Annotated in this window: 11 protein-coding genes; 4 read left to right on the top strand and 7 right to left on the bottom strand. The window is 64.5% G+C overall.

What is annotated here, in order from left to right; all coding sequences use genetic code 11:
• Positions 1-383 precede the first annotated feature (383 nt).
• A complete protein-coding gene (locus tag AAFX91_RS28525; protein WP_394568863.1) occupies positions 384-827 on the top strand; it encodes a hypothetical protein in 444 nt (147 codons plus the stop codon).
• A 176-nt stretch (positions 828-1,003) separates the two neighbouring features.
• Here the strand turns inward: AAFX91_RS28525 and chrA are convergent, their stop codons facing one another.
• Entirely contained in the window at positions 1,004-2,236 is a 1,233-nt protein-coding gene (chrA, locus tag AAFX91_RS28520; RefSeq protein ID WP_394568862.1) for a chromate efflux transporter, read from the bottom strand.
• 538 nt (positions 2,237-2,774) lie between these two features.
• Entirely contained in the window at positions 2,775-4,253 is a 1,479-nt protein-coding gene (locus AAFX91_RS28515; RefSeq protein ID WP_394568861.1) for a YdiU family protein, read from the bottom strand.
• Between the two features lie 192 nt (positions 4,254-4,445).
• On the opposite strand from AAFX91_RS28515, the gene aspS reads away from it, so the two are divergent.
• Positions 4,446-6,218, top strand: a complete 1,773-nt coding sequence (aspS, locus tag AAFX91_RS28510; protein ID WP_394568860.1) for an aspartate--tRNA ligase — start codon at positions 4,446-4,448, stop codon at positions 6,216-6,218.
• A gap of 105 nt (positions 6,219-6,323) precedes the next feature.
• Here aspS and AAFX91_RS28505 read toward each other — a convergent pair whose 3' ends face one another.
• Positions 6,324-8,300 (bottom strand): hypothetical protein, encoded by a 1,977-nt coding sequence (locus AAFX91_RS28505; protein ID WP_394568859.1) that lies wholly within the window; start codon positions 8,298-8,300, stop codon positions 6,324-6,326.
• A 244-nt stretch (positions 8,301-8,544) separates the two neighbouring features.
• On the opposite strand from AAFX91_RS28505, the gene AAFX91_RS28500 reads away from it, so the two are divergent.
• On the top strand, positions 8,545-10,854 hold the full coding sequence (locus AAFX91_RS28500) for an NADP-dependent malic enzyme (RefSeq protein WP_394568858.1): 2,310 nt from the start codon (positions 8,545-8,547) through the stop codon (positions 10,852-10,854).
• An 88-nt stretch (positions 10,855-10,942) separates the two neighbouring features.
• The gene (locus AAFX91_RS28495; protein ID WP_394568857.1) at positions 10,943-11,395 is read left to right on the top strand and encodes a DoxX family protein; all 453 of its coding nucleotides are present in this window, start codon (positions 10,943-10,945) and stop codon (positions 11,393-11,395) included.
• A gap of 106 nt (positions 11,396-11,501) precedes the next feature.
• Here the strand turns inward: AAFX91_RS28495 and AAFX91_RS28490 are convergent, their stop codons facing one another.
• The 4 genes from AAFX91_RS28490 to AAFX91_RS28475 form a co-directional block, all read right to left on the bottom strand.
• Positions 11,502-12,062 (bottom strand): dihydrofolate reductase family protein, encoded by a 561-nt coding sequence (locus AAFX91_RS28490; RefSeq protein WP_394568856.1) that lies wholly within the window; start codon positions 12,060-12,062, stop codon positions 11,502-11,504.
• A 14-nt stretch (positions 12,063-12,076) separates the two neighbouring features.
• A complete protein-coding gene (locus AAFX91_RS28485) occupies positions 12,077-13,078 on the bottom strand; it encodes a polysaccharide deacetylase family protein (RefSeq protein ID WP_130579523.1) in 1,002 nt (333 codons plus the stop codon).
• A gap of 144 nt (positions 13,079-13,222) precedes the next feature.
• A complete protein-coding gene (locus AAFX91_RS28480; RefSeq protein ID WP_394568855.1) occupies positions 13,223-13,798 on the bottom strand; it encodes a glutathione peroxidase in 576 nt (191 codons plus the stop codon).
• A gap of 84 nt (positions 13,799-13,882) precedes the next feature.
• A complete protein-coding gene (locus AAFX91_RS28475; protein WP_394568854.1) occupies positions 13,883-15,634 on the bottom strand; it encodes a L,D-transpeptidase family protein in 1,752 nt (583 codons plus the stop codon).
• Positions 15,635-15,784 lie beyond the last annotated feature (150 nt).

The raw sequence follows: 15,784 nt of genomic DNA, 5'->3' as shown, positions 1-15,784 counted from the left end.
CGCTAATCCTTCGCCGTCATCAGGCTGGATAGAGGACTTCCACCTCCAAGCTGTCGTTCATACTCGGCACACCGCCAACGGGTCCGCGCAAAGCGCGGCCCGATCACAGGCTCCGCGCGTCCCCGGACGATGCTCCGCATCGCCTTGAGAACCGTGAGGCCCCGCGGGTGGCCTCGCCCTTCGAGACGGTCGCTTCGCGACCTCCTCAGGGTGAGGGGATAGTGAGTGCCCATCCTACGGCTGCGGTTAGGCGCCCCTATGCGGCGCATATACGGCAGCAGGTCGGTCGCTCTCGAAATCATATCCGGCTGTGAAGATATTGCGCACATCCGAGGTGCGGCCCGACTCGCGCGGGCGCGAGAGCGAATGGAATAGGTGATGTCATGTCTTCCCTTCAGGTTGGCACTGGCGACAGGATCATTGATCCGATGATCCAACTGGCGGGCTGCTCGATGCAGCACCGCATCGTCGTCGCCGGCTCCAAGAGCTTTGAATTGATGCTGGAGCTTCAGCGGCGCGGCTATTCGCGCGCGGCCGCGACGGGCAATTGCGGGCGCCCCGCCGGTCAGTACGATGTCGCTTTTGTCGACTGGCGCCGACGCCCGTTGCGCACACTCGAGGCGACGCTGGACTGGCTGGTGAATTGCCTGAGTGCCAGCGGCGTGCTGGTGGTCTGGGTCGATGCCCAGAAGGCCGCTGTGAACGAAAGCCTGCGTGCCTCGCTGGAGAAGCGCCGCTTCGTCATCGAGCGCAGCACCATGCATGATTGCGGCTGCGCGCTGTCGGCGCGGTGCCTGCAGACCTATCCGCTGCAGAAGGCGGCCTAGATTCTTCGATGCTTCCAAACGAATAGCCCGGCAGCGTTGGCTGCCGGGCGCACGTAAATATGCCTACATGAACGCCTTACCCTAAAACACGAAGGCGACCGAAATCCTATCCGGGGAAACACTGGTCGAGCGATGGAACATGCTCATAACGAGCCGAGCCGGCGCTGACAGAGGCATCACAGGATCGCCGCGCCTATTCCCGCGATAGCGCTGAAGGCGACGACCACGAGCGGTGGTGCGCGCCAGGCCATGAGCAGCACGAATCCGACGAGGGCAATCGCAAAATCCCTGGGCGTCTGCACCGTGCTGGTCCATACCGGATTGTAGAGCGCCGCGCCCAGGATGCCGACGACCGCCGCGTTCACGCCGCGCATCATCGCCTGGGCACTGGCACGTTTGCGAAAGCTGTCCCAGTACGGCAGCGCTGCCAGCAGGATCAGGACGCCCGGAAGGAATATGCCGAGCAAGCCGATGATGGCTCCGGCGATGCCGTGCGGCGACGTCTTGACGACGGCGCCCAGATAGGCGGCGAAGGTGAAGAGCGGTCCGGGAACGGCCTGGGCCGCGCCATAGCCGGTCAGGAACACGTCGTCGCCGACCCAGCCCGGCGTCACCACTGCCTCGCGCAGCAGCGGCAGCACGACATGGCCGCCGCCAAACACGAGCGCGCCGGAGCGATAGAAGGCGTCGAACAAGGCAATGCCCGCGTACGGCCACAGCCGGGCCAGGATCGGCAGGCCGACGAGCAGGACCAGGAACGCTGCCAGCGCGGTGAGGGCGGCGGCGTGCGACACCGGCACGGCGAAATGGCTTGTTCCGCTCGGCTGCGCGGCGCGGCAGAGCCATAGTCCGGCAATGCCGCCGAGCAGAATCGCGCCGATCTGTGCCACCGATGACGTGCTGAACAGGATGAAGAGTGCCGCGATCGTCGCGATCGAGGCGCGCTCCCGGTCCGGACACAGCGTCCGCGCCATGCCCCATACCGCTTGAGCTACGATCGCGACTGCCACGAGTTTCAGGCCGTGCACCAGTCCTGTCCCGACCGGCCCGCTCAATGCGCTGGCGCCATAGGCGAACAGCAGGAGTGCTATGGCTGATGGCAGCGTGAAGCCCGTCCATGCCGCCAGCGCGCCGCGATAACCTGCGCGCATCAATCCGAGCGAGAACCCGACCTGGCTGCTTGCCGGGCCGGGCAGGAATTGGCAGAGCGCCACGAGGTCCGCATAGGATTGTTCGTCGAGCCATTTGCGGCGCTCGACGAACTCGCTGCGGAAATAGCCGATATGGGCGATCGGACCGCCGAACGACGTCAGCCCGAGCTTGAGGAAGACAAGGAGCACTTCGAGCGGCGAGCCCGTGCGCGGGCGCGAAGGTTTGGCTTCGCTGTCTGAAATCCGCTCAATGTTCATCGTCCAGAATTCCCATCAGCGGAGCCGAAGTTCGATCGAGCTGTATCTCTTGCATCGGAGCATATTCGGAGAGTGTCCTACAACAAGCCTCCGCGAGGTGATCGATGCAAGAGCCGGATCGGGATCGGCGATCGCTCGCAATTCAGAAACGCTCGCCCGCAGTTGCGGCAAATCAATAGCGTGTGGGCCCGCTGCGCTAAAGTGTTGATGTAGCCGAACAGCTTGGCGGCTAGGTTGTTGAGGTTATGGGGCTCGGACTCCCAGGCACACCGGGCCCCGCCTTAAGAATTTAGTTTTGTGATTTGTAGGATGAGCAATTGGTAGGGTGGGCAAAGGCGCTCTGCGCGCCGTGCCCACCATCAGCAGTTTGCTCGAGATGGTGGGCACGCTGCGCTTTGCCCACCCTACAACTGCCCGTCATTCCGGGATGCGCCGTGAGGCGCAGGCCCGGAATCCATTGGGCCGCCTGTGCCAGCGGCGAAATGGATTCCGGGCTCGATGCTTACGCATCGCCCCGGAATGACCGGAAGGGGCCTTCTCACGTTCCGCAGAAGGTTTGCAGCACGCGCTGATCGGGCAGCGGCGGGGCGGCGTAAGCCGCGTATTGCGGCTGGTCGTCGTAGGGCTTTGACAGCACCGTCAACAGTTCTTCGAATGGTGCGTAGTTGTCGTCGTTGGTCGCGGCCGCAATCACCGCTTCGACGCGGTGGTTGCGCGGGATGAAGGCGGGGTTGACGGCGTGCATGGCGGACTGGCGCTCGGACGGGGTTTGCGGCTCGATGGCGAGACGCTCGCGCCAGCGCTTGGCCCATTCGTCAAAGGCGGTGGGATCCATGAACTGCGCGCGGACGTTCTCGTCGGCTGATGCATCCAGGGCTGCGTCGCCAAGGCGGCGGAAGGTGAGGGTGAAGTCGGCCTGGTTTTTCGCCATGGCGTCCAGGAAACCCTCGATCAGCGCCTCATCGCCGTCGCGTTCGGTGAACAGGCCGATCTTCCGACGCAGACCGGCTGCATAGGCCGCGCTGAATTTCTCGGAGAAGTCGCCGAGGATGAATTGCGCCTGTTCGATCGCCTTCTCCTGGTCGTCGGAGAACAGCGGCAGCAGGCATTCGGCGAGACGCGTCAGGTTCCACAGCGCGATCCGCGGCTGGTTGCCATAGGCGTAGCGGCCCATCTCGTCGATCGAGGAGTAGACCTGCGCGGGGTTGTAGTCGTCCATGAAGGCGCAGGGGCCGTAGTCGATGGTCTCGCCCGATATCGAGGTGTTGTCGGTGTTCATCACGCCGTGGATGAAGCCGATCAGGAGCCAGCGCGCGACGAGCTCCGCCTGGCGCGCGACGACGCCTTCGAGCAAAGCGTGATACGGGCGATCCGCCTTCGCGATCTCCGGATAGTGCCGCGCGATCACATGGTCGGCGAGGGCGCGCACGCCATCGGTGTCGCCGCGCGCGGCGAAGAACTGGAAGGTGCCGACGCGGACATGGCTCGCCGCCACCCGCGTCAGCACGGCGCCGGGAAGCGCGGTCTCGCGGATCACATGCTCGCCGGTGATGACGGCGGCGAGCGAACGCGTGGTCGGAATACCCAGTGCGAACATCGCTTCGCTGACGATGTATTCGCGCAGGACTGGGCCGAGCGCGGCGCGGCCGTCGCCGCGGCGGGAGAACGGGGTCGGGCCGGAACCCTTGAGCTGGATGTCGCGGCGGACGCCGTCCCGGTCGATGACCTCGCCGAGCAGGATGGCGCGGCCGTCGCCGAGTTGCGGAACGAACTGGCCGAACTGGTGGCCGGCATAGGCCATCGCGATCGGGTCAGCGCCCTCGGGCAGGCGCTTGCCGGCAAGGATTTCCGCCCCCTCCGGGGTTTCCAGCAGGTCCGGATCAAGCCCGAGTTGAACCGCGAGCGGCCGGTTGAGCTTGATCAGGCGCGGGGCGGCAACCGGGGTGGGCGCAACGCGGGCGAAAAAGTTCGCCGGCAGCGCCGCATAGGTGTTCTGGAAGGGGAAATGCACCGTCATGGCCTAAAGATAGGCGCAGGCCTCGAATAGGCAAACACTTCGCGCCGTCGGGGCCGAAAATGTCCGGTTCGGGCGCAAATCAGGGCGTTCCCTTGGTTGCCGCCCCTCGCGGCCTCGGGTAAACCCACCCGCAAAATCGGGCAGGCCGTTGGCCGCCCGATTCGAACCCTCCGACATCTGTTTGGGAAGTCCATGCATCGCTACCGGTCACATACATGCGGCGCGCTCCGCGAGAGCCATATCGGCGAGACGGTCCGCCTTTCCGGCTGGGTCCATCGCGTTCGCGACCATGGCGGCGTGCTGTTCATCGACCTGCGCGACCATTACGGCATCACCCAATGCGTGGCGGACCCGGATTCGGCGGCGTTCCACGATGCCGAAAAGCTGCGCTCGGAGTGGGTGGTGCGGATGGACGGCAAGGTCCGCCGCCGCCCCGAGGGTACCGACAATCCGGAACTTCCGACCGGACAGGTCGAGATCTATGTCAGCGAGATCGAGGTGCTCGGCCCCGCCGCCGAGCTGCCGCTGCCGGTGTTCGGCGAGCAGGAATATCCTGAAGACATAAGGCTTAAGTACCGTTTCCTCGACCTGCGTCGCGAGAAGCTGCACCAGAACATCATGACCCGCGGCGCGGTCGTCGATTCCATGCGCAAGCGGATGAAGGAGCAGGGCTTCTTCGAATTCCAGACGCCGATCCTGACGGCATCCTCGCCGGAGGGCGCGCGCGACTTCCTGGTGCCCTCGCGCATTCATCCTGGGAAATTCTACGCGCTGCCGCAGGCGCCGCAGCAGTACAAGCAATTGATCATGATGTCGGGCTTCGATCGCTATTTCCAGATCGCGCCCTGCTTCCGCGACGAGGACCCGCGCGCCGACCGCCTGCCGGGCGAATTCTACCAGCTCGACGTCGAGATGAGTTTTGTCACGCAGGAAGACGTGTTCGCGGCGATGGAGCCGGTCATCACAGGCGTGTTCGAGGATTTTGCCAAGGGCAAGCCGGTGACGAAGAACTGGCCTCGGATTCCGTTTGCGGAGGCGATCCGCAAATACGGCACCGACAAGCCCGACCTGCGCAACCCGATCGTGATGCAGGAGGTCTCCGAGCATTTCCGCGGCTCCGGCTTCAAGGTGTTCGCGCGAATGCTCGAGGACCCGAAGAACCAGGTGTGGGCGATCCCGGCCAAGGGCGGCGGCAGCCGCGCGTTCGCCGACCGCATGAATTCTTGGGCGCAGGGCGAGGGGCAGCCCGGCCTCGGCTACATCTTCTGGCGCGAAGGCGGCGAGGGCGCGGGTCCGCTTGCGAACAACATCGGCCCCGAACGCACTGCGGCGATCCGCGAACAACTCGGGCTGCAGGAAGGCGATGCGGCGTTCTTCGTTGCCGGCGAGCCCGACAAGTTCTGGAAGTTCGCCGGCCTTGCGCGCACCAAGCTCGGTGAGGAATTGAACCTGATCGATAAGGACCGGTTCGAGCTCGCCTGGATCGTCGACTTCCCGATGTATGAGTACAACGAGGAAGACAAGAAGGTCGATTTCTCGCACAACCCGTTCTCGATGCCGCAGGGCGGATTGGAAGCGCTGCAGACGCAGGATCCGCTGACCATCAAGGCGTTCCAGTACGACATCGCCTGCAACGGCTACGAGATCGCCTCTGGCGGCATCCGTAACCACAAGCCGGAAGCGATGGTGAAGGCATTCCAGATCGCGGGCTATGGCGAAGAGGACGTGGTCGAGCGCTTCGGCGGCATGTACCGGGCCTTCCAGTACGGCGCGCCGCCGCATGGCGGCATGGCGGCGGGGCTCGATCGTATCGTGATGCTGTTGTGCGGCACCACGAACCTGCGTGAGATCTCGCTGTTCCCGATGAACCAGCAGGCCGTCGATCTCCTGATGGGCGCGCCGTCGGAAGCCACGACGAAGCAGCTCCGCGAGCTTCACGTCAGGGTCAACCTGCCGAACAAGTGATGCGCGTAGCCCGGGTGGAGCGCCAGCGTAACCCGGGGGCATCTGCGTCGGAGTTTACGAGCGGTCCCGGGTTACGCTGGCGCTTCACCCGGGCTACGGCAGCATTTAGAGTCCCGTCGAGGCCTCGACGTGGAATTGCGCGAGCGCGATCAGCGGGTCGGTCTTGAGGAGCTGAACGAGCTGGAGTCCCGGCACCTTGCCGCGGGGCGTCAGCTTGATGATCAGCGTTTGTCCGGGGCTCTCGACAAAGCGGATCACGGCGTCCACTGCTGCAGTCGCATCTGGATTGGCGGCGATGGTTTGGCCAAACGCCTTGATCTGGTCGATGATGGCGCCTCTCGCCGCCTCGCGACTGACGTTCTGGGCGCGGGCATATTGCGCAACCGCAAGATCGACGCAGCCGCTGTCGCGCAAGCTGAGCTCGATGGCTCCGGCCTCAATCTGGCCGGCGAGGCTCGCTGCTTGCACCGGATCGGTGGAGAACACGGCTCGGGGCACATTGGCGAGCGCAATGCGGGCCGATGCCTTCAGCAGGTTGCCGATTTCGAGGCTTGCGGGCGCGAGCACGAAGGCGCCGGACTGTTCGGTCCAGCCGGCGCCGAGATCGATGTCGATGGCCGCCCGGTCGATGCCGGCCGCGACAAACGGCTGCATCGCCGGATCGGTGGCATCAATCGGGACGTTCAGCTTCGCCAGAAGATGCGCTTTGCTTGGGACGGGGCCGACGAACTGGCCCCAGCCCAGGCTGATGGTGTCGATATTGATGAGCTTGTTGGTGTCGCGGAAGGGCGTGGCGGCGCCCTTGACCTCGACGCCTTCGAACACTCTGAACAGACCGAAAATTTCATCCGGCGTGGGCTTTGGCTCGGCGTTGGCACGCGCCGCGAAGCGCATCAATTGCGGGATGTCGAAGGAATTCAGCGCAAGACGGTCGAACCTGAACGGCCCCTTTGGCGTCTCGACGTCCAGGCCTTCAAGCGCCAATTGGCCGCGGCCGTTTTCCAGATTGGCGCGGATCGCCGCCAGCTTGAAAGGTCCCTGCGGCGTCCGCATCGTGTGTCCGCGCAATTCCGCATTGCCGATGCGAATGCCCTCATAGACGCCGGCCATCTTCTCCATGATCTCGCGCGCCTGGGCCTGGGTCGGAGGGCCGGCTCCGGGCTGCGGCATCAGCGCGAGGATCGCTGCCAGTTGCAGCTTTGACGGCCGCACCGCGATATCGTCGACGGTGATGCTATCGATCTGTGCCCGCATGCCCCGGTCGGTGGCCAGCACATAGGGGCCGGCCGAGACTTGCCGGTAGATGCGGTGATAGCTGTCGTCATTCGACCTCCCGGGATCGAGCACCGTGCCGGCCGCCGCAGCGTCGAAATCATGGGCCACGAGATTGGAGAGAGTGCCGGTGAGCTTCTCGCGCTTGCCCGCCTGCGGCGTGTTCACCGTGAAGGTGAATCCGTTCGCTTTCGTGCTGGCGACCTTGCCATCCCTGATGTCCTGCAGCGTAACGCCCGAATAGGCGAACTCGCCACCATCAGGCGTCGCCGCGCCGCCATTGATCGTGCCGGTCACCGAGGGGATTATAACCGACGAGGCCGCGATGCCGGTGAACTGCTGAAGCGCAAAGCGATAGATGTCGAGCAGGGATTCCGAGGCCGGCAGTTGCGCTGGGGTGGAGGGGCCGGAATAATCCTTCACCGTGAAGCGCGGCACCTTGTAGGTGACCTTGGCCGGGACCTTGTCGGTCACCTCGGTTGCCAGCTCGATATCGGTCAGTTCGATGCTGTCGGCCGAGATGCGGGCACGGTCGGGCTGGCGGACGCCGGTGGCGGTCAGGCTCGCGATCCGCAGCCGCGCCGGTGGCTGCGCCGCCGATTCGCCCACGATGTCCACGACCGTGACGGTGCGCGCCAGCATATCCACCGTCACCTTGCCATGGCTCGCCTTGCCGCCGGCGGCGCGGACTTGCGCGAAGGCCGCCTCGATGCCGCTGGTCATGCGATGCTGCACGTAGAGATTGAAGCCGAGCAGGCCGGCGGCGGCGACCACGACCGCGGCGATCAGGCCGATCAATATCCGTATCATCCGGTCAGCTCCGAATTACCGATCATCCTGGGGACAAATTGCCATGTTCTCAAGGGGATGACCGGAGAAGGAAAGGGCGGTATGGCTTCAAATATTGCGCAGCCGGGCGGCTGTTGACGGGAGTGCGATCCGATGTTGCATCGAGGGGGCCCGGCGTGCTTCACATCCGGCTCCATCTGCCGGACAACTGGCCTTGTTAGACCCGCACAGAATAAGAGCTTGAGGCCGGAAACGCGAGAGTACGATGTCATCCTCTTCTGAAGATCTCCATTCGGCGGCGCTGGCCTATCACCGGTTGCCGCGCCCGGGCAAACTTGAGATACAGGCGATCAAGCCGCTCGCCAACCAGCGCGACCTCGCGCTCGCCTATTCGCCCGGCGTCGCCGCCGCCTGCACCGAGATCGCGAAGAACCCCGCCGAGGCCGCCTCGCTGACGGCACGCGCGAATCTGGTCGCGGTGGTCAGTAACGGTACCGCGGTGCTTGGGCTTGGCAATATCGGCCCGCTGGCCTCAAAGCCGGTGATGGAAGGCAAGGCGGTGCTGTTCAAGAAATTCGCCGGCATCGACGTGTTCGACATCGAGATCAAGGCCGACACGATCGAGCGCGTGGTCGAGACGGTGGCGGCGCTGGAGCCGACCTTCGGCGGCATCAATCTGGAGGACATCCGCGGGCCCGAGTGTTTCGAGATCGAGGCGCAGCTCAAGGAGCGGATGAAGATCCCGGTCTTCCACGACGACCAGCATGGCACCGCGATCATCGTCGGGGCTGCGATCGTCAATGCGCTGCTGTTGAACGGCAAGAAGTTGTCCGAGGTGAAGATCGTCTGCTCCGGCGCGGGCGCGGCCGCGATCGCCTGCCTCAATCTTCTGGTATCGATGGGGGCGCAGCGCAAGAACATCTGGGTCTGCGACATCGACGGCGTCGTGCATGAGGGCCGCAACACCTCGATGGACCGCTGGAAGGCGGTCTATGCGCAGAAGACGGATGCGCGGGTGCTGGCCGACGTGATCGGCGGCGCCGACATCTTCCTCGGCCTCTCGGCGCCGAATGTGCTGAAGCCGGAAATGGCAAAGCAGATGGCGGAGAATCCGCTGATCATGGCGCTCGCCAACCCGGTGCCGGAGATCATGCCGGACGAGGCGCGGAAAGCGCGCCCTGACGCCATGATCTGCACCGGACGTTCGGACTTCCCGAATCAGGTCAACAATGTCCTGTGCTTTCCCTTCATCTTCCGCGGCGCGCTCGACGTCGGCGCGACCGCGATCAACGAGGCGATGAAGCATGCGGCGGTGGACGCGATCGCGCAGCTCGCGCGCGATCCGCCCTCGGACGCGGTCGCGTCGCGCTACGACACCGGTGAGACGCAGGGTTTCGGGCCCGGCTCGCTGATCCCAAGCCCGTTCGACCCGCGCCTGATCCTGCGCATCGCGCCGGCGGTGGCGAGGGCGGCGATGGAATCGGGCGTTGCGACGCGGCCAATCAAGAATTTCGACGAATATACCGCCCTGCTCGAGCGCTTCGCGTTCCGCTCCGGTCTCGTCATGAAGCCGATGTTCGCGAAGGCCAAGACGCAGCCGGTGCGCGTGATCTATGCCGAAGGCGAGGACGAGCGCGTGCTGCGCGCCACGCAAGTGGTGCTGGAAGAGAAGCTGGCGCGGCCGATCCTGGTCGGGCGGCCCTCGGTGGTCGAAGCCCGCATCAAGCGCTTCGGCCTCGCGATCAAGGCCGGCAAGGATTTCGACCTCATCAATCCCGAGGACGATCCGCGCTACCGTTCCTATGTGCAGTCCTATATTGACGTCGCGGGCCGGCGCGGCGTGACGCCCGATGCGGCGCGCACGGTGGTGCGCACCAACAACACGGTCATCGCGGCGCTCGCCGTGGTGCGCGGCGAGGCGGATGCCATGCTGTGCGGCGTCGAGGGCCGCTACATGAGCCATCTGCGCCACGTGCGCGAGATCATCGGCTTCCTGCCTGGCGTCAGCGACTACGCGGCGCTGGCGCTGATGATCTCGACCAAGGGCGCCTATTTCATTGCGGATACGCAGGTACGGCCGAATCCCAGCCCGGAAGAGCTGTCGGAGATGGCATCGCTCGCGGCGATCCACGTCCAGCGCTTCAACTTCAAGCCCAGGGTCGCGTTCGTGTCGCATTCGGATTTCGGCAGCTACGACACCGAATCCTCGCGCAAGATGCGGCGCGCCACGCAGCTTCTTAAAGAAAAGCATCCGGAGATCGAAGCCGACGGGGAGATGCAGGGCGACACCGCGCTGTCCAAGGCCGTGCGTGACCTGGTGCTGCCGGCATCGAAGCTGGAGGGCGAGGCCAACATCCTGATCATGCCGAATCTCGATGCGGCCAACATCGCCTACCAGATGATCAAGTCGCTGGGAGACGCGCTTCCCGTCGGCCCGATCCTGATCGGCCCGGCACGGCCGGCGCATATCCTAACGCCGTCGGTGACGGCGCGCGGTGTCCTCAACATGACGGCGGTCGCCGCCGTCGAGGCGCAGGAGCGTGCGGTCCGCGCGCAGCCGACCTTGTTCGGCTAGGCGGAGACGAATTCGAATTGCTCGCGGCAGGCGGAACGACCATAATCGTTCCGGGCTCGGTTCACGACTGCGATCAATGGGGACGACCATGCCGGGGTTCATTGCTTTCGGACGAGTTTTGTTCGCCGTCCTGTTCATCTATTCGGGAGCAACCAAGCTGTTGGCGATCCAGGCGACCGCGGATTCCTTCGCAGCCAAGATCACCATTCCCGAGATTGCGGCGCCCTATGCGCACCAGCTTGAAACCTTGGCGGCAATGCCGATCATGCAATTGATCGCGATTTCGGTCGGCGCGTTCGAAATCATTGCCGGCCTGATGATTGCGCTGAACTGGCTGGTGCGCTTCTTCTCGATCCTGCTCATCATCCTCGTGGTCGGCGCGACCTTCTACTTCCACGATTTCTGGAATCAGCCGGCGCCTGACAACGCCCATACGCTGATGGAGGCGCTGAAGAACCTGTCGATCATCGGCGCGCTGTTCATCCTCGCCGGCTACGGCCGCACGCCGCGGAGCGCTGAGGCCGCCTACGGCGATGCGTGAGAGACTTGTAGCCCCGGTGGAGCGGAACGCGTAACCCGGGACGGCGGTATCCGTATTTGCGAGCGGCCCCGGGTTACGCTGGCGCTTCACCCGGGCTACGGCAGCCTCACGCTGTGTCGCGCCGCCACGGCGTGACGGTGACGCCTTGGTTCGCATCGAGGATTTGCGGCTCGCCTGGCTTCAATCCGTGCGATGCAAGGATTTGCTGCGGCGAGCGGGCGGGGACGCCGGGGAAACAAGGCTCCCCGTCCGGTAGGTTCACCCGCGATGCCCGCGACAGCCAGAACGTGTCGTAGCGGTCCATGAACATATCGAACACCGAGGGACCGCCGATGATCGCGACGGTGCCGCAGGTGACGCCCGCTTGCGCGCTCGCGGTCTCGAACGTGGCACCGGCGGGATTCCAGAGCGTGGCTTGCGGATTTGCGGGATCGGGCGTGGTGGCGCGCACTTTGCGCGTCACGATGATGCGTTTTCGCTGTGGCGAGTTCGGCTGGTCCTCGTAGGAATTGCGGCCATGCACGATCAAGTCGGCACGGTCGAGGGCGGCGGAGAAGAATCTCTTGTCGCCCTCGAACTTCAATTGGTCCGGCATCACGTTATCGGCGCTGGCCAGCCGGCCATCGGCGGAGACGATCACATAGCCTTCGAAACGCAACGCCGGCACGATCGCTTCGCGCGCTATTCCGAAACCGTCGTCACGACGCTGTTGACCGGCCGCGCACTCACCGTCGGCAGCTTGGCGTCCTTGGCCAGCTCTTCCTCATATTGCGGCAGCACCTGCACCGGCGCTTTCGCGCGCATCGCCACGACCTTGTAGCCGCCGGCCTTCAGCCGGCTCAACAGTTCGGGCAGGGCTTCCGCGGTGTGCTTCTGGAAGTCGTGCATCAGGATGATGCCCTTGCCGAGCTTGTCGACCTTCTTCATCACGGTGTCGATCACCGTCTGCGGCTTGCTCGCCTTGAAGTCGAACGAGTCGAGGTCACAGGAGAAGATGGCGATGTTGCGGGTGCCGAGATAGGTCACCATTTCCGGCGGATGCTGCAGCGCCGGGAAGCGGAAGAACGGCGAAGGCGCGACGCCGAGCGCCCACTTGACCGCAGCGAAGCCCTTCTCGATCTCGTCCTTGCGCTGGTCTTCCGTCAGCTTCTTGTTGTTCAGGTTGGCATGCGACCAGGTGTGCGCGCCGACCGTGTGGCCGGCATTGTAAACCTGCTTGAGGATCTCGGGATGGTAGGTCGCGTGCTTGCCGATCGGGAAGAAGATGCCGGTGGTGCATTCGTCCGCCAGCGCCTTCAGCACGGCAGGCGTGTTGTTCGGCCATGGGCCGTCGTCGAAGGTGAGGACCACCTCGTGGTCGCGCAGGAAGTCGAGCTGCTTGAAATGCTCGAAACCGAAGCCGGGTCCGCCTGTCGTGTCGATCTCGACCGTGCGGCCGACGCCGAGCGCGTTCGGATTGTTGCAAGCGGCGCGCGCGGGCTGCGGTGGCTGCGCGGGGGCGGCCGCAGGAACCGGCGCTGGTGCCGCCTGCGGAGCGGCCGCCTGCTGTGCAGGCGCTGGAGCAGCGTTCGCACCCTTGGCGACGGGAGCACCTTTGACCGCGGGAGGAGTCTGCGACCAAACCGCGGTGGACGAGAGCAGCGAAACCACACCCGCAAAAATCAGACCTGCCGCAATGCGCATGGCTGTGTTCCCTAGAGCTATCGTGCGGATGAAGGTATCCAATACCCGCCCGAACTGCCTCCCACCCCAACTAATAGTAGCCTAGATGGTCACCCCCCGCCAATGCAACGGAGGCTGACTTCCTGCACAGGTAAATTGCAGGGATCAGGCCGCCGCCAGCGCCCGGGCGATGGTGGTCTTGACCCTCGTGTCCTCCGGCGCAACCGACTCAGGGAAGACGTCGGCGATGTAGCCGTCGCGGCCGATCAGATATTTGTGAAAGTTCCAGCGCGGGACATCCTTCGGGCGCGCCTCGGCAGCCCATCTGTAGAAGGGATGCGCATTGGGGCCTTTCACGACGGCCTTGGCCGCCATCGGGAAGGTGACGCCATATTGGTGATGCGCGGTCTCGGCGATCTCGCTTGCCCCGCCTGGTTCCTGGCTGCCGAAATCGTTCGAGGGCACGCCGATGATGACGAGGCCGCGGTCGCGGAACTCCGTCCACAGGGCCTGCAGCCCCGCATATTGTGGGGTGAAGCCACAGAGCGAGGCGGTGTTGACGATCAGGAGCGGCCGGCCGGCATGCTCGGCAAGCCGGATGTCGCCGCCCTGCAGCGCCGGAAACGAGAAGGCATACGCGGTGACCCGGCTCATCGCCGGCTCCGCCCGCAAGCTCCGGGAGTACAAAGGTTCGGCCAATACCGCTACCGCACCCGCGACAAAAATCCTGCGGCTGATCATGGCCACTCCCTTCGGCGTGAAGATTCGCGGAACAATAACCCGGCCGAGCGGCGCGTGGCTTTCAACATGCCGTTACGGAGATGCCTAGCGCAGCGGGATGATGAAGTCGGTGCCTTCGCCGGTTTCGCCCTGGTTGATGCCCTGGTCGGAGACGATGATCGAGCCGCCTGACGTCAGCACCTCGTTGACGCGCGCCATTGCGTCCTGCGGGATGGTGATGCGGTCGAGCGCCTCCGCCGGGCTGTTGGCGAGCGGCTGCGGCTTGACCTCGGCGGCGGCGGTTGCGGCGCGGCGGCGCCGTCCCGGATACGCATCTTCCTCGAGACGCACGGCTGTGCGTGCAGTCGGCAGCGAGACCACCGACCAGTGCAGGAGATTGGGATCGCTCTTGTCGACCTGGGCGGTGAACACATGCGTGCCCAGCGGCCGGTCGCCAGATGCGATCACCACGGGCACCTCGAACAGCGGCGCAAAATTCTGCCGAACGTAAAGCTTGGAATCCTTGCGGCTGATCAGAACGGCGATCTGGCCGGTCCGCTTCGGCTGATCGAGCTTTGCGGCGCCCGGCAAACGTGAAGCATCCTTCTTGACGTCGGCAGCAGGTGTTTCGCCCGACTTGGCGGGCTCAGCCGTTGTCTCGGGAGCCTTTGTCTCGGCAGCTTTGGGCTCGGTCGATTTTGCGGCGTCGACCTTGGGCGCATCCTGCTTGACCGCTTCGGCCGTTGTCTCGGCCTTCACGCGTTGACCAGCAGCGGCTTCGGTTTTCGAAGCTTCGGTGCTGGCGGTGATCTCGATCGGATGCTCGCCGGCTGATTTCGCTTCGCCGATCGTGCTGTCGTCCAGCCCGGCGTCGGAAGCGGTTACGGCGGCGGTCTTGGTGAGTGCAGCTTCGGTTTCCGCCTTCGCCTCATCGGGCGCAGCACCTGTGACTTCGCTCTTCAAAGACTCGTCAGCCTTCGCGATGGTCGCGCCAGCTAACGTGAGAGAGGGGCGGTCGGCCGGCATCGCACCGCTGGCGTCCGCGGTATGGGTCTGCTCGCGCAGCGATGTTTGCAGCTCGGCATGACCCACGGTCGCGCGCAGCTCGAGACCGGTTTCGTTGGCCGGCTTGAGCTCCGCGCCCTTGTCGCCCTTGTCGCCTTTGACGCCGAGCGGAGCATCCACCTTCGGTTCTTCGGCAACAGGTTGCGGCCCCACCTTTTGCGTGGCGAGCAGCGGATGCGAGAAAGCAGCGGGCGTGATCTCGCCGGGCGTGATGATGACGCGTGCGCCCATCTTGGTCCAATTCCACATCTTGATCGCGAATGCCATCGGCATCCGGATGCAGCCGTGCGAGGCCGGATAGCCGGGCAGCACGCCGGCATGCATCGCGACGCCCGACCAGGTGATCCGCTGCATATAGGGCATCGGCGCGTTGCTATAGATGTTGGAGTGATGGAATTTGTGTTTCTGGATGACGCTGAAGACACCCATCGGGGTGGAGTGGCCCTTCATGCCGGTCGAGACCGGGCTCTCGGCAAAGAGACCGTTGGCGTCGAAGACCCGCATCTTCTGGTCATGGATCGAGACCGTGATGATCAGCGGCGTCTGCGGCTTGATGCCGGTGTCTTTCTCAGGGGCTGCGGCCTTTGCACCGGGCTTGCGGGGCTTCTGCCGCCGCGGCTGAATCTGCGGCTCGGGCTGGTAGTAGCTGGGATCATAGTTATTCCAGTAGTAGAGCGCGGCATCGGCCTGCGAGGCGGCGCCGAGCGTGCCTACCGTCGCCAGAAGCGCGATCTTCCAAGCCCGTTCACTTGCAGTCTGCAATGTCGAAATCCGACGTCCGCTCACGCGCATAGTCCTTAAGATTCCCAGTCCCGATATTGGTTGGTTGTCGCAGAGGCGAAATACGTTCACCAGCGCAGGCACTTTAGGCCGTGTGGACTCTTGGGATTCTCAAATCAGATTGAACGTGATTCAAGGCTTTCTTTTAGGAGGAAGCCTTGG

Source organism: Bradyrhizobium sp. 31Argb (assembly GCF_043638955.1).
Taxonomy (GTDB): Bacteria; Pseudomonadota; Alphaproteobacteria; order Rhizobiales; family Xanthobacteraceae; genus Bradyrhizobium.
This window is presented reverse-complemented; position numbering and strand designations above follow the sequence as displayed.